This window comes from Nonomuraea sp. NPDC049625 (genome assembly GCF_040675285.1).
Taxonomy (GTDB): Bacteria; Actinomycetota; Actinomycetes; order Streptosporangiales; family Streptosporangiaceae; genus Nonomuraea; species Nonomuraea angiospora_A.
The window spans coordinates 111939-128234 of the sequence record NZ_JBFAOQ010000016.1 but is presented as its reverse complement, the minus strand read 5'-3'; the positions used below and the strand labels follow the sequence as shown (position 1 = coordinate 128234).

General features: G+C 70.0%; 13 protein-coding genes and 1 tRNA gene. 9 read left to right on the top strand and 5 right to left on the bottom strand.

Translation table 11 applies throughout. The features are described 5' to 3' along the window. The first annotated feature begins 14 nt into the window (after window positions 1-14). The 3 genes from gyrA (at window position 15) to AB0J87_RS48435 (ending at window position 3479) form a co-directional block, all read left to right on the top strand. Window positions 15-2513 carry a DNA gyrase subunit A gene (gyrA, locus tag AB0J87_RS48445; protein WP_363978772.1) on the top strand — a complete coding sequence of 833 codons (2499 nt, stop codon included), beginning with the start codon at window positions 15-17 and terminating at the stop codon, window positions 2511-2513. Window positions 2514-2516: 3 nt separating this feature from the next. After that, window positions 2517-3278 carry a DUF3566 domain-containing protein gene (locus AB0J87_RS48440; RefSeq protein WP_363978769.1) on the top strand — a complete coding sequence of 254 codons (762 nt, stop codon included), beginning with the start codon at window positions 2517-2519 and terminating at the stop codon, window positions 3276-3278. Between the two features lie 127 nt (window positions 3279-3405). Next, a tRNA-Ile gene (locus AB0J87_RS48435) sits at window positions 3406-3479 on the top strand. 104 nt (window positions 3480-3583) lie between these two features. On the opposite strand, the gene AB0J87_RS48430 is transcribed toward AB0J87_RS48435, so the two are convergent. Continuing rightward, a complete protein-coding gene (locus AB0J87_RS48430) occupies window positions 3584-4063 on the bottom strand; it encodes a hypothetical protein (protein WP_363978766.1) in 480 nt (159 codons plus the stop codon). A 132-nt stretch (window positions 4064-4195) separates the two neighbouring features. Next, on the bottom strand, window positions 4196-4819 hold the full coding sequence (locus AB0J87_RS48425) for a hypothetical protein (protein ID WP_363978764.1): 624 nt from the start codon (window positions 4817-4819) through the stop codon (window positions 4196-4198). A gap of 121 nt (window positions 4820-4940) precedes the next feature. Between AB0J87_RS48425 and AB0J87_RS48420 the strand changes: the two genes are divergently transcribed. Then, window positions 4941-5357 carry a MarR family transcriptional regulator gene (locus AB0J87_RS48420; protein ID WP_363978762.1) on the top strand — a complete coding sequence of 139 codons (417 nt, stop codon included), beginning with the start codon at window positions 4941-4943 and terminating at the stop codon, window positions 5355-5357. Window positions 5358-5631: 274 nt separating this feature from the next. Here AB0J87_RS48420 and AB0J87_RS48415 read toward each other — a convergent pair whose 3' ends face one another. Both AB0J87_RS48415 and AB0J87_RS48410 read right to left on the bottom strand, forming a co-directional pair. Then, window positions 5632-6399 carry an SDR family NAD(P)-dependent oxidoreductase gene (locus AB0J87_RS48415; RefSeq protein ID WP_363978760.1) on the bottom strand — a complete coding sequence of 256 codons (768 nt, stop codon included), beginning with the start codon at window positions 6397-6399 and terminating at the stop codon, window positions 5632-5634. A gap of 199 nt (window positions 6400-6598) precedes the next feature. Continuing rightward, complete coding sequence (locus AB0J87_RS48410; RefSeq protein ID WP_363978757.1) at window positions 6599-6886, bottom strand: antibiotic biosynthesis monooxygenase; 288 nt, start codon at window positions 6884-6886, stop codon at window positions 6599-6601. Window positions 6887-6954: 68 nt separating this feature from the next. On the opposite strand from AB0J87_RS48410, the gene AB0J87_RS48405 reads away from it, so the two are divergent. Continuing rightward, a complete protein-coding gene (locus tag AB0J87_RS48405; RefSeq protein WP_363978754.1) occupies window positions 6955-7428 on the top strand; it encodes a MarR family transcriptional regulator in 474 nt (157 codons plus the stop codon). Window positions 7429-7510: 82 nt separating this feature from the next. Then, on the top strand, window positions 7511-7786 hold the full coding sequence (locus AB0J87_RS48400; protein ID WP_363978751.1) for a hypothetical protein: 276 nt from the start codon (window positions 7511-7513) through the stop codon (window positions 7784-7786). 338 nt (window positions 7787-8124) lie between these two features. On the opposite strand, the gene AB0J87_RS48395 is transcribed toward AB0J87_RS48400, so the two are convergent. Then, window positions 8125-9423, bottom strand: a complete 1299-nt coding sequence (locus AB0J87_RS48395) for an NB-ARC domain-containing protein (RefSeq protein ID WP_363978748.1) — start codon at window positions 9421-9423, stop codon at window positions 8125-8127. 174 nt (window positions 9424-9597) lie between these two features. Between AB0J87_RS48395 and AB0J87_RS48390 the strand changes: the two genes are divergently transcribed. The 3 genes from AB0J87_RS48390 to AB0J87_RS48380 are packed head-to-tail and all read left to right on the top strand — an operon-like array spanning window position 9598 to window position 16276. Beyond that, complete coding sequence (locus AB0J87_RS48390; protein ID WP_363978745.1) at window positions 9598-13131, top strand: WD40 repeat domain-containing protein; 3534 nt, start codon at window positions 9598-9600, stop codon at window positions 13129-13131. A gap of 29 nt (window positions 13132-13160) precedes the next feature. After that, on the top strand, window positions 13161-13814 hold the full coding sequence (locus AB0J87_RS48385) for a hypothetical protein (RefSeq protein WP_363978742.1): 654 nt from the start codon (window positions 13161-13163) through the stop codon (window positions 13812-13814). Then, window positions 13811-16276 carry an NACHT domain-containing protein gene (locus AB0J87_RS48380; RefSeq protein ID WP_363978739.1) on the top strand — a complete coding sequence of 822 codons (2466 nt, stop codon included), beginning with the start codon at window positions 13811-13813 and terminating at the stop codon, window positions 16274-16276. The genes AB0J87_RS48385 and AB0J87_RS48380 overlap by 4 nt, the downstream gene beginning before the upstream one ends. Window positions 16277-16296 lie beyond the last annotated feature (20 nt).

Genomic DNA, 16296 nt, shown 5'->3' with positions numbered 1-16296 from the left:
AGGGATCATCACCTGTGACGGACGTGAACACCACTCCCCCGGCTGAGCGCATCGAGCCTGTGGACATCCAGTCCGAGATGCAGCGCAGTTACATGGACTACGCGATGTCGGTCATCGTGTCCAGGGCGCTGCCGGACGTCCGCGACGGTCTCAAGCCCGTGCACCGGCGAGTGCTCTACGCGATGTACGACGGTGGCTACCGTCCCGACCGCGGCTACTTCAAGTGCGCCCGCGTCGTCGGTGACGTGATGGGCACCTACCATCCCCACGGCGACACCTCGATCTACGACGCGCTGGTGCGACTGGCGCAGCCGTGGTCGCTGCGATACCCGCTGGTCGACGGGCAGGGCAACTTCGGCTCGCCGGGCAACGACCCGGCGGCGGCGATGCGCTACACCGAGTGCAAGCTCGCGCCCATCGCCATGGAGATGCTGCGCGACATCGACAAGGACACCGTCGACTTCCGCCCCAACTACGACGGCAAGTCGCAGGAGCCCGACGTCCTGCCGGCGCGCTTCCCGCAGCTGCTGGTCAACGGCTCGGGCGGCATCGCCGTCGGCATGGCCACCAACATCCCGCCGCACAACCTGCGCGAGGTCGCCTCGGCGGTCAAGTGGGCCCTGGAGAATCCCGAGGCCGGCGACGAGGAGCTGCTCGAAGCGTCGATCAGGCTGGTCAAGGGACCCGACTTCCCCACCAAGGCGCTGATCGTCGGGCGGCGGGGCATCGAGGACGCCTACCGCACCGGGCGCGGCTCGATCACCATGCGGGCCGTGGTCGAGGTCGAGGAGGACAAGGGGCGGCAGGCGCTCGTCGTCACGGAGCTGCCGTACCAGGTCAACCCCGACAACCTCGCCCTCAAGATCGCCGAGCTGGTGCGCGAGGGCAAGCTGACCGGCATCGCCGACGTACGCGACGAGAGCTCCTCGCGGGTCGGGCAGCGCCTGGTGATCGTGCTCAAGCGCGACGCGGTAGCCAAGGTCGTGCTCAACAACCTGTACAAGCACACCCAGCTCCAGGACACCTTCGGCGCCAACATGCTGGCCCTGGTCGACGGGGTGCCGCGCACGCTGCGGCTCGACCAGTTCATCCGGCACTACGTCGCGCACCAGATCGAGGTCATCGTCCGCCGGACGCGCTACCTCCTGCGCAAGGCCGAGGAGCGCGCCCACATCCTGCGCGGCCTCCTGAAGGCCCTTGAGCGGCTCGACGACGTCATCGCCCTCATCCGGGCCTCGGAGTCCGCCTCGCACGCCCAGCAGGGCCTCATGGCGCTGCTGGAGATCGACGAGGTGCAGGCGCAGGCCATCCTCGACATGCAGCTGCGCAAGCTGGCCGCCCTGGAGCGGCAGGCCATCCAGGACGAGTACGACTCCCTGATGACGCAGATCGCCGAGTACAACGCGATCCTGGCCAGCGAGGCCCGTCAGCGGGAGATCATCAACGAGGAGCTCGCCGAGATCGTCGGCCGCTACGGCGACGACCGGCAGACCGAGATCATCGCCTACGACGGCGACATGTCGATCGAGGACCTCATCGCCGAGGACGAGATCGTCGTCACGATCACCCGGGGCGGCTACGCCAAGCGCACGCGTACCGACCTCTACCGGGCGCAGAAGCGCGGCGGCAAGGGCGTGCGCGGCGCCCAGCTGCGCCAGGACGACATCGTCGACCACTTCTTCGTCACCACGACGCATCACTGGTTGCTGTTCTTCACGAACAAGGGGCGGGTGTACCGGGTCAAGGCGTACGAGCTGCCCGACGCCGGACGTGACGCGCGTGGCATGCATCTCGCGAACCTTTTGGCGATGCAGCCCGACGAAACAGTTATGGAGGTTCTCGACCTACGCGACTACGACGTCGCCCCCTACCTCGTGCTCGCCACCCGCAGCGGGCTGGTCAAGAAGACCCGCCTGTCCGAGTACGACTCCCCCAGGTCCGGTGGCCTGATCGCGATCAACCTGCGGGATGACGACGAGGTCATCGGAGCCCGCCTGGTCTCCGAGGAGGACGACCTGCTGCTGGTCTCCAAGGGAGCCCAGTCGATCAGGTTCACGGCTTCCGACGAGGCGCTGCGGCCCATGGGCCGCGCGACCAGCGGTGTGATCGGCATGAGGTTCCTCGACGGTGACGAACTTCTCGCCATGAATCGACTCGCCGACGGTCAAGATGTGCTTATCGCCACGGAGGGTGGGTACGCAAAACGGACGCCAGTGGAGCAGTATCCAGTTCAAGGACGTGGCGGTAGGGGCGTGCTTACTGCGAAAATCGTGTCTTCCCGTGGCAAGCTGGTCGGTGCCGTCATGGTCAACCCAGAGGACGAGGTCTTCGCGATCACGTTCGCCGGCGGGGTGATCCGGACGAGTGCCGGTGAGATCAAGCAGTCCGGCCGCCAGACCATGGGAGTGCGATTGATGAATCTCGCCGAAGGAGACAGCGTGGTGGCCCTCGCCCGGAACGCGGAGTCGATGGAGACTTCGGTGGAAACTGAGGAAGACGGGGGAGGAGAGTAGTTCATGAGCGCCCAGGGTGGCTCCGCCAGGACAAAGGCGGCTTCGGGTAACGGACAACAGCCGAAGAAGCCCAACGAAACCGAGATCTTCGGCGCGGTCGACGACGGCAAGGACACGTCGCCCGCGCAGGGCAAGCCAGGTCCGCCCAAGGAGGAGTCGCGGTCGACGGCCCCCGCGCCGTCACCCATGCCCACCCCGTCCGCCCCCGGCCCCGGTCCCGGTCCCGGCGGTCCTGGCCCCGGTCCGGGTTCCGGTCCTGGTTCCGGCCCGCAGCCTCCGGAGGGCAACGACACGGTCCGCGTCCGTCCGTCGCTCGCCACCGAGGCCCCGCCCGCTCTCGAGCTGCCCAACAAGAAGAAGTCGTCGAACTCCTCGGGGTCCCGGCTCCCCCGCAAGGCCCACCTGGTCCTGCGCCGTGTCGAGCCGTGGTCCGCCATGAAGTTCAGCTTCGTGGTGTCCCTGGTCTGCTTCGTGGTGCTGTTCGTGGCGGTGGCCGTCCTGTACGGCGTGCTGTCGGCCCTGGGTGTGTTCGACTCGCTGGTCGACCTGGTCAACCAGCTCGGCCAGGGGGAGCAGGGGCAGAGCTCCATCCCCATCAACATCGCCTCCTGGTTCGAGCCGGTGCGCATCCTCGGCTACACGGCACTGATCGGCGCCGTGAACGTCGTACTGATCACCGCACTCTCCACGTTGGGGGCGGTCATCTACAACATCGCCTCTGACCTGGTCGGAGGCGTCGAGGTGACCTTCAGCGAGGCTGAGTAGTCGTGGCGCTCGCGCCGGCCCCGTGGGCGGGGACGGCGCGAGCAGCACGCTGGAGGCGGTAAGCTTTTCCTCGTCCGAACAACCGGTTCGCCTCCGTCCTGCGGATGCGATAACGTTCGGTGTGCGCGGGGCTATAGCTCAGACGGTTAGAGCGCTTCCCTGATAAGGAAGAGGTCCCAGGTTCAAGTCCTGGTAGCCCCACAGAGTTTCACCAGTTCAGAGGCTAGATCCCAAGATCGTGGATCTGGCCTCTTGATCGTTTGACCGTCGCGCCGAACCTTGTACCGCGCAGTGCCGCGATTCGGTCACCGTGCACAGTCCCGGTCCCTCTTCACGCGCCCACCCGCGTTCCACCAGCCGCTTGAGCTTGGAGCGCAGCCCCTCCCGCTTGGCGGCCTCATCCGGCAACCCCATCGCCACCGCGATCTGCCCGGCCCGCAACGCTCTCCCGGCATCGACCATGATCTCCGCCGCGTCCCGATACGCCGCGGCAACACCGCCACCGTCCCGCCCGGCTGCCACGGAGGCACCGTCCCCACCCCAAGCGCCGACGGCCCCACCTGCACCGACGCGGCCACATCGACAACCTCGACAGCACCTGCGGGCTCGTCGACCAGTCGGGCCGGCTCGCCCAAGATCTCCTCCACGGTCTCCCGCGTGATCACCAGCCGCGACAACCGATCCTGCTCGGCCTCCAGCCGTGACTCCAAAGCGATGATCTGCTCCCGGATCTCCTCGATCCGCTGCCGGGCCACAGCCTCCCGCCGCGCCAGTTCCTCCAGCAACGAGCCCATCGTCACCACCGCCTCACACGCTTGCACTCACGGTAGAAGGCAGCACCCCGATCAAACAGTGGAGACATGTCCGAGTGCTACGGACGTGGAGCCACAGTGATCTACTCGTGGCCCTCGACGCCTTCAGCGCTTGTCGGCGACGATCGCCGTGACCAGGATGGCGACGACGGCCAGGTCCAGGGCCATCCTGGCCACGTCAAGGGTGATCCACAGGCCCACCTCGGCAAGCGTCCCCCCGTGGGTCCAGCCGAGCACGGTGGGCGCGAAGTACAGGTAAGTGGCCAGGCGCTGCAGATAGTAGACGCCGCCGGCGGCCAGCAGCAGCCGGCGCCGCCGGGAGCGGTGCCAGGCCAGGGCCAGTGCCGCGGGCATGAGCAGCCACTCCACCAGCGGGTTGAGTGCCACATACAACCCGGTCGCGCCGCCGGAGGCGGGCGACTGCATCAGGCCTAGGTATGCCTCGGGCGTCGGGTACATCACGTGCTGGGTCAGCCCGGCGCCCAAAGTGAGCATCACCACGAACGCCGCGCTGACGGTGATGAGGTCGGCCGCCATGGTGTCGCGCAGCCGCAGCAGCGGCCGCGCTAGCAGGGCGGCCAGGCCGGCCCACAGCAGGCCGGTGACCGCTCCGACACCCACGAAAGGGGCGGAGCCAGCGGCCAGGCCGCCCAGCGCTCCCAGTGCCGCGGCCAGCGGGGTGACGATCAGCATCGGCTTGCGCGAGGTGGGACGGGTCAACGTCGTCATGGCGATTCCTCTCGACTGTCATGTATCTTGATGTTCGAGATACGTGATTTAGCTTGATGGTCGAGAGGCTTGAATGTCAAGAGATTCATGGAGAGAACTCCGCCGCGCGGTCGGCGAGGAAATGCAAGCGATGCAGGCGGCCATCGACGCCTACGACGAGGCCGCGGCACGAGCGCTCGGCGTCAATCGCACCGACCTACGCTGCCTGGAGCTGCTCAACCAGCACACCGCACTGACCCCCACCCGCCTGGGCGCCGAACTCGGCCTGACCACCGGCAGCGTCACCGCCATGCTCGACCGGCTGGAGCGCCTGAGCTACCTGACCCGCTCCCCCGACCCCACGGACCGCCGCAAGACCTTCATCCAGATCACCGACACCGCACGCCAGCGCACCTGGGAGCTCTACGGACCCTTCGTCACCGAAGGCGACGCCCTCATGAAGGACTACACCACCGCCGACCTGGAAATCCTCGCCGGCTTCCTGCGCCGCAACCGCGAACTCTACGAACGCCACCTGGCCCGGGCACGCCAGCCCTGACGACCCTTTCTCCCGCTGTCGTCATCTGGCCCTCCGGAACCGACGAGACCGCCGTCACCGCTCGCCCGGACCACAGGGGCAAGCAGGGTCGCCACCACCGGCTCGCACGCCTGCATCCACGGTAGAAGCCGCTCTCACGATCTAACAGTCCAGCCCACAACGCTCACCACGGGCTCACTCAGCCAGAGCTACACCCTCTGCCATCAAGGACACCATCGCCGAGGACCGATTCAACGGACGTTTGCACCGTTCGCCCGACGCGATCTCGGGGCCATCACCAGGGCAGCGGGCCGTCCTCGCTGAAGAACCCAGCGGTGGGTCCGTCCGCGCCGACCGTGGCCAGGCGCACCAGGACTGCGGCGCCTTGCGCGGGGGTGAGGTGCCCGGTGTGGTTGTTGCTGTCGGTGTCGACGTAGCCGGGCGCGACGGCGTTGACCAGCACACCGACCTTGCGCAGCTCGTTGGCGTACTGCACGGTTAGCGCGCTGAGCGCTGACTTGGAGGGGTTGTAGGCGGCCGAGGGCAGCAGGGAGGTGAAGGGCCCGTCCGGGTCACCGGTGAGGGTCAGCGACGCGGCATGGCTGCTGACGTTGACGATGCGCGGCGCCGGTGACCGCCGCAGCAGCGGCAGCATGGCGTTGGTCACCGTGATCACCCCGAAGACGTTGGTCTCGAAAACGGCTCGGACCATGTCCAGGTCGACGGCGCTGGGGATCTGATCGGTAGCGTCCGCAGGCGAGACGTGCCCGGAGCCGGTTATGCCGGCGTTGTTGATCAGGACGTCGAGGTGGCCGAAGCTTGCCTCGATCTGCTTGGCGGCTGCCTGGACAGTGACCGGGTCGGTGACGTCCAGGGTGACCGCGTGTGCGTCGGCGCCGGCCGCGCGCAGCGCCGCGGCGGCCTCCTCACCGCGCTGCGGGTCCCGGGATCCGATCAGGACCGTCATGCCCATCGCCGCGAGTTGCTCAGCGGCCGCACGGCCGATCCCCTTGTTCGCTCCGGTGACCAGCGCGATCTTCTGGTGTGTGGTCAGCTTGCTCACATTTACTCCATGTTATTGAGAGGTTGTGTTCTTTCAGAACCTGTCTTCGATGCTCGAGCGTCAGTAGAGAGGAGACAGCTCGGGCACCTGTGACCTGGGAGTGGGAAAGAGTGGAAAAGATCTGTTTGGTGGCGCCGCCCGAGACAGGTCCGCGTACGCGGTGGGGGTGACCGAGACGCCGGATGGTTTCCGGAGGGAGTCAGCGCACGCTGACCGTGACTTCGCCGCTGTAGGTCTCGCGTGTGTTGACAATCGGTGGCGGCAGTTGCCCGGCCGCTTCTCGCATCCCGTTCATGCCGTCAAGGAAGGCTTGCTGTGAGGTCCAGTGCTGGGTCACGACGACTGTTTCCTGGTCTGGGGCCATCGCGTCGAACGAGATGAAGCCGCCCTGTTGGCGCAGCATTGCGCCGGTGGCCTCGCCGCGCCGCACCTCCTCGGCGACGTTGGCCGGGTCCAGCTTGAAGATCGCCACTACCTGATAGGCCATCCCGCACTCCTTTGGGAAACCGATATGTACGGTAAGCCGAACTATACGGTGAGGCTATCATTCTGTCCATGACCGAGATCCGCCTGCTGCCCGGCCTGCCGCTGACGCATACGCCGGCCGATCCGGCCGAGGAAGCGTGGCTGCTGATCGCCGAGGTGTCGGCGCTGCGCACCGGCCGGTGGATGACGACGGCCGCAGAACTCGGCTTGACCGCGGTTCAGGCGCGGGCGCTGGTCGCGGTGGATCCTCATGTCCCGGCCGCGATGGGCGTCCTCGGGTCCGCGCTGTGCATCGACCGAGCGTCGCTGACCGAGCTGGTCGATCATCTTGAGCATCGCGGTTACCTGGAGCGGCAAGCATCACCGCAGGATCGGCGGGTGAAGGTGCTTGCAGTCACTTCGGCGGGCACAACCGCCCGCGAACGCTTGATCGGGGCGCTCACCACACCAGATGCCGCACTAGGCCGTCTGTCCGCCGAACAACTCGACACCATCGCCACGGCACTGCGCCGGGTACTGGCCGAGAGCGTTTCCGATGACTGAGAAACAGTCCTGAGCCGGGATGTTGCTAAGACGTGGTTTTAGCAGGCAAACGTGATTGAGTTCGCCTAGCTCAGGGTGCCTTATGGATCAGTTCGGCGAGGGCTTCCCGGTCCGGTTCGGGGAGGTCCTGCAGGATGGCGATCATTGGCTGAAGCACCTCCATCGCGACCTCGGGCGCGATGGCGTCGTAGGCGCTGAGATCAAGCCTGATGACGATCTCCGTGAGGGCTTTTCGAGCGTGGCCATGGTGAGGGGCTCCTGGCTGGTCGTTGGACTCTTTCGACGTTGCGACGATCGCCGCGGCTCGTCCCGCGTCAAGATCGTTCGTCCTCGCTTCGCTGCGGGCGCTGCATCTTGACAGCCGGAGGCTCTTCGGGGTCCGTCAGTCGGCGACTCTGCCGAACAAGTGGTTGGCGGGAGCATCGGGGTCGTTGCCGTAGAAGTACTCCGCGAGCGCCTGGTGGAATTCGGTGCGATCCAGCGCGCCTGAGCCGTCCAGGTCCAGGGCGGTGAAGACCTCGGCACAATGCTCGAAGGAGATGTTGCCGTGATCGCACCCAACCGGCCGGGTGTAACGCAGACCAAGTGGGTCGGGAAGGTGCGGGTCGCATGAGGTGGGTGGAACGCGGCCGGTGCCGGGGGCTCGTTCCCCGCCTCCGGATCGGCGCGGCTCGCGTACTGGCCAGGCGCCGCCGGCTACGTCAGTAAGGCGGTCTGGCAGCGGACCCGGAGGGGCGCCCTGACACCGTCCGGCGGCCACAGCGCGGAGGCGTGCGCGTGGATCAGGTCGTGGAGCCGGTACAGGCCCGGGGCCGGCTCCTGCAGGAGGTGGGCGTTCAGGAGGTGGTCCAGGAGCCGGATCGCCTGGGTGGTGGTCGTGTTCAGCAGGGCAGCGGCGGTGTCGAGGTCGAAGGCCGGGTGGAGGGCCGAGCCCAGGAGCCGGTAGGCCTCTTGCTGGTCGGTGGGCAGGCGTTCGTAGGAGCGGTCGAAGGCGGCGGTGACGCTTTGGTGGCCGGCTGTCAGTTCGGTGAGGCGGTCGGCGGCCAGGCGGTCGAGCAGGTGGTGGGCGTTCCAGGCGGGGTGGGCCTGGAGGTAGGCGGCGGCGATGCGGATGGCCAGGGGGAGGAGGCCGCAGCGGCGTACGATCTCGGCCAGGACGTCCGGAGGCGTGTCCCCGTCGCATCCGGCTGTGCGGGTGAACAGGGTGATCGCCTCTGCCAGAGGCAGGGTGTCCAGGGACAGGATGCGGGCGTTGCCCGGGCAGGTCAGGCGGTGGCGGCTGGTGACGATCACCTGGCAGCCGGGGGTGGCGGGCAGGAGCGGGTGGAGCTGGCGCTCGTCGGCGGCGTCGTCCAGGACGATCAGGAGCCTGCGGCCGGCCAGGACGCTGCGGTACAGCGCGGCGCGGTCGTCCAGGTGCCACGGGATGTGTTCCGCCGGGACGCCCATGGTGCGGAGTATGCGGGCGAGGGCGGCGCCCGGTTCGACCGGTGCCGTCGCCTGGGCGTGGCCGTGCAGGTTCACGAAGAGCTGCCCGTCGGGGAAGCGAGGCGCGAGGCGGTGGGCGGCGTGTACGGCCAGCACCGTCTTGCCCGTCCCGGCCATGCCGTTGACGAAGATGACGGCCTCGTTCAGCTCAGGCATGGTGGTGGTGTGGTCCTCCACGATCGCGAGTTCGCGTTCCCGGACGCCCGGCGCGGCGACGTCGGCGGGCAGCTGCCGGGGGATGGTCCACGGCCTCGGGCCGGTCGCAGACGGGCCAGCCAGGGCTGTGGTGGGGCGGCCACGGGCGACCGCGTTCAGGGTCGCCCGTTCCGCACCGTCCAGCTCCAGCGCCTTCGCCAGCTGCAGAACCGAGGTGGTCCGCGGCTGCAACAGCCCGTCGTTCTCCAGCCGACGCACCGTCCTGACATTCAGACCCGCCCGTTCGGCGAGTTGCTCCTGCGTCAGCAGCGCCCTCCTGCGCCACATGCGTAGCAGCGCCCCCAATGACATCCCGACACCCCCGTCTTCTTCGTCGGTCCTGCCCCCGCGCACAACCACGACCATCGAAACCGCGTCCCGGCTGTTCAGGCCACTGGTCGGACGGCATTGGACGGAATCGGACGGGGCGGATGAATCCGGCTATCCGCGCAAACGCGATTGAGGGCGTGCGGGCGATTGGCCAGAATGAGCGCCATGGGCGAGCGAGGCGGGGGCGGCCGATCCCACGATGTGTGCCCTTACCAAGGTCTGGTGCCGTTCGAGGGTACGAAGGCCGACCTGTTCTTCGGGCGTACGCGGGCGACCCGCAGCCTCCTGGATCGCCTGGGGAGGCGGCTGGCGCGGCACGGATCCATCCTGCTGGTCTCGGGCGCCTCGGGGGTGGGCAAGTCGTCGCTGCTGCGGGCGGGGCTGATGCCGGCGCTGGCGGAGGGGATGCTGCCGCTGGCCGGGTCGCGGGACTGGCCGCGCCTGCTGGTGACGCCGAGTGCGAAGCCGTTCGGCGCGCTCGCCGGGGTGTGGGTGGGGGAGTTCGGCGGGCTGGTCGAGACCGTGGCCGAGCGATTACGGGAGGATCCGGGGGAGGTCGTCGCGGGAACCGGGCGGTTCGTACTGGTGGTCGACCAGTTCGAGGAGCTGTTCACCCTGGTGGGCGACGAGCGGGAGCGACAGGCGTTCGTACGGGCCCTGCACGCCCTGGCCGAGGGCGCGGACGGCGGCGGGGTGATCGTCGGGGTGCGCGCCGACTACTGGGACCGGTGCGCCGCCTACCCGCAGTTCGCCGAGGCGATCCAGGACGGTCAGGTCATCGTCGAGCCGATGACGGAGCCGGACCTGCGGCTGGCCATCACCGGCCCGGCGGCCGCGGCGGGCCTGGAGCTCGAACAGGGGCTGGTGGAGATCATCCTGGCGGAGCTGCGCGCCGGCGACCGGTACGAGGCCGGCGCTCTGCCCCTGCTCTCCCAGGCCCTGCGCAACACCTGGGAGCGGCGCGAGAAGGACACCCTGACAGTCCGGGGGTACGAGGACTCCGGCCGGGTACGCGACTCCGTACAACGTACGGCCGACGAGGCCCTCGACGGGCTGCGGCCGGATGATCGCAAGGCGGCGCTCAGGTTCTTCCGGCGGATGACGACGATCACCGCGGGCGGCCGGGTGGCGCGGCGCCGGGCGACGCTGGCCGAGCTGCACGCCGCCGCGTCGGCGCGTTCGGTGGAGGACCTGGAGCGGACGGCGGCGCTGCTGTCCGCGTTCGCCGACCGGCGCCTGCTCACCCTGCACGAGGACAGCGCCGAGATCGCCCACGACGCGCTCCTGACGGCCTGGCCCACCCTGCGGCAGTGGCTCGAACCGGACCTCGCCGCGCAGACGGTGTACGACGGGCTCCTGGAGGCGGCCGCCCAGTGGGCGGAGAACCACCGCGACCCGGCTTTTCTCTACCGGGGGCCCCGGCTGCTGGCGGTCCAGGACAGCCGGCCCCGCTGGGAGCGCGACCCCGACAGCTTCCCCCCGCCCGGCGCCACCGTGGAGAGCTTCGTCGCGGCTTCCACGCGGGAGGCGCGGCGGGTGACCCGGCGCCGCCGGCTCGTCATGTCGGGTCTGGCAGCGCTGTCGGTCCTCGCGCTCGCCGCTGCCGGCACCGCCGTCAACGCGGCTGCCGACGCGAACTGGCAACGCGGTCTGGCCAGCTCCCGCCAGCTGGCGGCGCAGAGCGAGGTCACCGGCGACACCGCCCTGGCCTCGATGCTCGCCGTGGCGGCGTGGCGGATCGCGCACACCAACGAGGCCAGGAACCGGGTGCTGACCGCGGCGACCCGTACCGGCAGGGGGACGCTCACCGGGCACCAGCAGGGCGTCACGGCGGTGGCGTTCACTCCCGACGGCGCGACCATCGCGACGGGGGGCGCCGACGGGACGGCGCGGTTGTGGGACACGGCGACGCGGCGGCAGCTCGGCGCTCCGATCACCCGGGCGAAGTACGACTGTTCGAGCGTGCGGCTGGCTTTCAGCCCCGACGGCCGGACGCTGGCCACGGCGTGCCTCGACAGCGTCCGGTTCTACGACGTGGTCACCCGTCGCGAGCTGGGCGCCCAGGTGAAGGCCGAGGAGGTCGTGACGGCGCTCGCGTTCAACCCGGACGGGAGAACGCTGGCGACCGGCGACAGCAAAGGCGTGGTCCAGCAGTGGGACGTGGCCACGCGCCTCCCGCACGGGGCTCCCATGGGCCGTCCGGACGAGGGGCACGCCATCCACGGGGTGACGTACGGCAGGGACGGGAAGATCCTGGTCACCGCTGGGGAGGACAAGACCGCGCGGCTCTGGGACACCGCCACGTCCCGCCAGCTCGGCGCCCCCTTCACGGGGCACACCCAGGCTCTAGGCGACGTGGCGCTCAGCCCGGACGGGTCGACCCTGGTAACCGTGAGCTGGGACCGTACCGGCCGGGTGTGGGACGTGGCCACGCGCAAGCCGAAGGGGATGCTCAAGGACCGCACGGCCGGTTACTACTCGGTCGCCTTCAGCCCGGACGGCACGCGGATCGCGACCGGCGGGGACAGCGGCCGCACCGTGGTGTGGGACACGGCCAGCCGGCAGCAGCTGTTCACGCTCTGGGACAACTACGCCAGTGTCGACGACATCGCGTTCAGCCCGGACGGGGGTGTGCTGGCCGCCGCCAGCAATGACGGCGTGGTCCGGCTGGCCGACCCGCAGGTCCTCCAGCAGAAGGGGACCCGCGTGCCGGCGCTGGGGGCCGTCGCGCTGAGCCCGGACGGGCGGATCCTGGTCACCGGTGTCGCCGACGAGAAGAGCCCCGACCTCCAGCTGTGGGACGCGGCCACCCAGCGTCCTCTCGGCCCGCCGCTGCATCCCGAGGGCGCCCGCCGTGCGGCGGCGTACCGGGTGGAGTTCACTCCCGACGGGCGGACACTTCTGTCGGAGGGCTTGGACGGGATACGGCTCTGGGACGTCGCGAGCCGCCGCGAGGTCGCGCACGAGAAGTCGCTCGCGTGGGCCAGGATCAGCTCCGACGGCAGGTTCGTCGCCGCCCAGCGGGACAAGTCCATCGTGTTCTGGGACATCGCGAGCCGCAGGGACACCGGAGCGCGCATCACCGTACGCGACGCCACCGACGTCATCACGGCGATGACGATCAGCCCCGACGGCACGATCGTGGCGACCGCGGGCTTCGACAACCGGATCCGGTTCTTCGACGTCGCCACCGGCCGGGAGCTGCCCGGCCCGACGTTCACGGCTCACGGCGGATTCGTCAACGACCTGGCCTTCAGCCCCGACGGGCAGCGGCTGGCCGTCACGGCCTACGACAACAGCGTGCGCCTGTGGGACGTGCCGCACCGCCGTGCGGTCGGCATCGGCCTGATCGCCGAGGAGGGCATGACGACCTCGCTCGCCTTCAGCCCCGACGGGAAGGTCCTCGCCACCGGCCTCACCAACGGCGAGGTGCAACTCTGGGACCTGCTGACCTACCGGCGGCTCGGTTCCGCGATGAAAGGCCACACCAAGGGCGTGACCGACCTCGTCTACAGCCACGACGGGACGACGGTCGCCACGGCCTCGGGAGACAGGACCGCGCGGCTGTGGAACGTCCGCACACCCCCCGACCTGGTGGCCGCGGCGTGTGCCAACGCGGGCCGCTCCCTCACCCGAGAGGAGTGGGAGAATCTCGTGCCCCAGGAGGAGTACCGCCGGACGTGCACGTGACCCTGGACCCGACCACGGAGAGAACAAGGATGTTCCTGCGAGGCTTACGGCGGCGGACAGGCAGGCCCGTCCCGGAACTGGTCGCGTTGTTCCGTTCGATCGTCGAGGGCGGCCGCGACTTCCACCCGATCGCGTCCGACTTCCTGGAGCACTTCATGGACGGCGCGGGCGCGTCGAGGACGATGTCACTGCGGTGGCTGCGCTCGTTCAAAGTGATCAAGAAGGCCGAGCGCAAGAATCAGCGCCGGTTCGAACGGCAGCTCGCCCGCACGGCGCGGCAGCTGCGGGAGGGGGAGTCGAGCTGGTTGCACGACTACTGGGACGCGCGGATCAACGCCTTCATCGGTACGGAGCTGTTCTACGTCAGCAGGATGAGCCTGCTGCGCTCGCAGGGGTCGTTCGTGCTGACCAGGGACGGACCGGAGGTACGCGTGTCCGGCACGGTTCGCCACCGCTGGTTCGACCCCTACGACTGGGACCGCGGCCGCTGGGTGTACATCCCCCGGCACGGGTTCGTGCCCATCGCGGTCGGCCGTGACCTGGTGGAGGCCGACGAGGCCCGCAACTTCCTGATGGAGTCGCGCCACGTGCAGACGCTGGAGGGCCGGTGCCTGGAGGGCCGGTGGCCGCGGCGCGGCAGGGACGAGTTCGGCTGGGCGCTGGTGCGGGCGGGAGAGGAATGATCGAGGAGCGTCCCCGTCCGCCCGATCCCGCCGAGGCGGGCAGCACGGCCGACTTCGTACGGTCGCTGGCCCGGCTCAAGCAGTGGGCGGGCGAGCCGTCCCTGAGCAAGCTGCGTTCGCTCGGCGGCCAGACGACGGCCACGGACGGCGCCACGGTCGACGCGTTGCCGAAGAGCACGGTCTCGCACGTCCTGCGGCAGGAGGACCGGCTGCCGCGGTGGGATTTCGTCCGCGCCTTCGTCACCGCCTGCTTCCACTACTGCGACTACCCGGCCGAGCTGATCCCCGGCGAGCTCGAACGCTGGCGGGCGGCCAGGACGGCCCTGGCGAAACCGTCCGCCCCCGTCCCCGAGCCGCCGGCGACGCCGGCCGTCTCCACGCCCGATCCCGCCGTCGAGCTGCTGACCCGCCGCGTGGTCCGCGAGGAGGACCGGGCGCGCAAGGGGCTGCTCGGCGGCTACAACCTCGCGGCGCTCTCCTTCAGCCTGTACGGCGACACCGGCGAGACCGAGTGCGACCTGCACACGATCGGCCGGTTCTTCGGCGACCTGGGGCTGCGGCGCCTGCTGGTCGTGGGCGAGTCGGGGGCTGGCAAGACGGTGCTGGCGATCGAGCTGGTGTTGCAACTGCTGGAGCCCGTGCTCGCCGCCGGCGGCCGGCTCGACCAGGGGCAACTGGTGCCGGTACGGCTGAGCGCGGCCCGCTGGACCCTCGGCAGGCCGTTCGAGGCCTGGCTGGCCGAGCAACTGGCGCAGGACTTCGGGCTCGCGGCCAGGGACGCGCAACGGCTGGTACGCGATCGCCGGGTGCTGCCGGTGGTGGACGGGCTGGACGAGCTGGACCCCGAGCCGGCGTGGGGCCCGCCGCGCCGGGCGATCGGGCTGCTGGCCGAGCTCAACCGCTACAGCGACCTGTCCGGCCGGCGACCGGGCGCGGTCGTCGTGACCTGCCGCGCCGACCGTCACGCCGAACTGCGCGAGGCCGGGGCCGGGCTCGACAACGCCGCCAGGATCCACCTGCACAACCTGACCGGCCAGCAGATCGGCGCGTACCTGCGCACCCGCTGGCCGGACGGGCACCCCTACGGCGCGCACCGCGAGGCCATCCACGGGGCGCTGTCCGGGCCGGCGGGCAAGGCCGTGCACGCCGCTCTCGCCACGCCCTGGCGGCTGGTGCTGACCGTGACCGCCGTGGAGTCCGGCGCCGATCCCGCCGGGCTGCTCCGCGTGGATCCGGGGCTCGACACCGGTGAAGGGGTGGCGCGGATCGTCAGGAGGCTGCTGGAGGCGTACGTGCCGGCGGCGACCGTGCTGACGCCCCGTACCGCCTACGGGGCTCCGTACCAGGCGGAACAGGTGCGGTCGTGGCTCGTGCACCTGGCCGCCCACCTGCGCTGGCAGGCCGCCCGGGGCGCCGAGGTGGACCGGCCGCCGCCTGGCCTGACGGCGATCGACATCGTTCCGCACCTGCTGTGGCCGATCGGCGGCAGGCGGCGGGTCTGGGCGCTGCACTGCCTGGTCTGCGCGCTCTTCGCGGTCGTCGCGATGCTGGCGTACTGGACGGGGTCTGCGGCTGACGATGCTGGAGCCGGCCCTGAGCGGCTGCTCACCCTGACGCTCATGGCGGGCTGGGTGGCGATCGCCACCGGCCTGTCGTTGTCGCCCTGGCCGGCCGCCGCCGGTGGGCGCAGCGAGGTCCCCCGCCGGCGGCGCGTGATCGGCGGCCTGCTGGGCGCCCTGGCGGGCACGCCCGTCGGGGTGCTCGGCGGCCTGGCCGGACTCGTGCTGACCGGGGGCAAGGTCTTCGGGCCCGTCTTCGCCGTCGCCGCGGGCGGCACCGGAGGGCTGGTGCTGGGCGCGGTCATCGGGCTGACCGCGGCAGGGCAGCGGGGCGCCGAGCGGATGACCGTCCCCGAGGTGCTCCACGCCGAGCCCATCACGCTGCTGGGCTTCGGGTTGTGCGGCGCGATCATCGGGCTGGTGCCGCTGCGGCTGGCCCACGCCGGCCCGCTGCCGCTGGCCGTGGGGCTCGCCGGGACCTTCGCCCTCGCCTTCACGCTGGGGGTCGTCTTCAAGATCGCTACCGGGGGCTGGAGCAGGGATGCCGAGCTGGCCCACCCGCGGGAGGCACTGCACCGCAACCCGACGATCGGGCTGGCCTTCGGCCTCACCGGCGGCGTCGGCGCCTTCCTGGTGTTCGTCATGAACACCGGCGTCGTGGAGTCGCTGGTGTGCGCGCTCGTCGGCGGCGTGACCTTCGGGCTGTCCTTCGGGGCGATCGCCTGGGCCCGTACGATGATCGGGCTGGTCGTCGCGGCCATGCGCGGCCTGCTGCCGCTGCGGTTGTGGGCCTTTCTCGACTGGGCCTGCGAGGCCCGGCTGCTCCGGGTCAGCGGCGCCACGTACCAGTTCCGGCACCGGGAGCTCCAGGACTTCCTGACCCCCTCCGACGGTGACCGGTGAGCTCAGGGCCGCTCGGCTGC

Excerpts from the sequence above, each read along its gene's own strand:
- AB0J87_RS48440 (WP_363978769.1), top strand. The coding sequence starts at position 2,517 with ATGAGCGCCCAGGGTGGCTCCGCCAGGACAAAGGCGGCTTCGGGTAAC.
- AB0J87_RS48425 (WP_363978764.1), bottom strand. The coding sequence starts at position 4,819 with ATGACGACGTTGACCCGTCCCACCTCGCGCAAGCCGATGCTGATCGTC.
- AB0J87_RS48420 (WP_363978762.1), top strand. The coding sequence starts at position 4,941 with ATGCAAGCGATGCAGGCGGCCATCGACGCCTACGACGAGGCCGCGGCA.
- AB0J87_RS48410 (WP_363978757.1), bottom strand. The coding sequence starts at position 6,886 with ATGGCCTATCAGGTAGTGGCGATCTTCAAGCTGGACCCGGCCAACGTC.
- AB0J87_RS48405 (WP_363978754.1), top strand. The coding sequence starts at position 6,955 with ATGACCGAGATCCGCCTGCTGCCCGGCCTGCCGCTGACGCATACGCCG.
- AB0J87_RS48400 (WP_363978751.1), top strand. The coding sequence starts at position 7,511 with ATGGATCAGTTCGGCGAGGGCTTCCCGGTCCGGTTCGGGGAGGTCCTG.
- AB0J87_RS48395 (WP_363978748.1), bottom strand. The coding sequence starts at position 9,423 with ATGTCATTGGGGGCGCTGCTACGCATGTGGCGCAGGAGGGCGCTGCTG.
- AB0J87_RS48390 (WP_363978745.1), top strand. The coding sequence starts at position 9,598 with ATGAGCGCCATGGGCGAGCGAGGCGGGGGCGGCCGATCCCACGATGTG.
- AB0J87_RS48385 (WP_363978742.1), top strand. The coding sequence starts at position 13,161 with ATGTTCCTGCGAGGCTTACGGCGGCGGACAGGCAGGCCCGTCCCGGAA.
- AB0J87_RS48380 (WP_363978739.1), top strand. The coding sequence starts at position 13,811 with ATGATCGAGGAGCGTCCCCGTCCGCCCGATCCCGCCGAGGCGGGCAGC.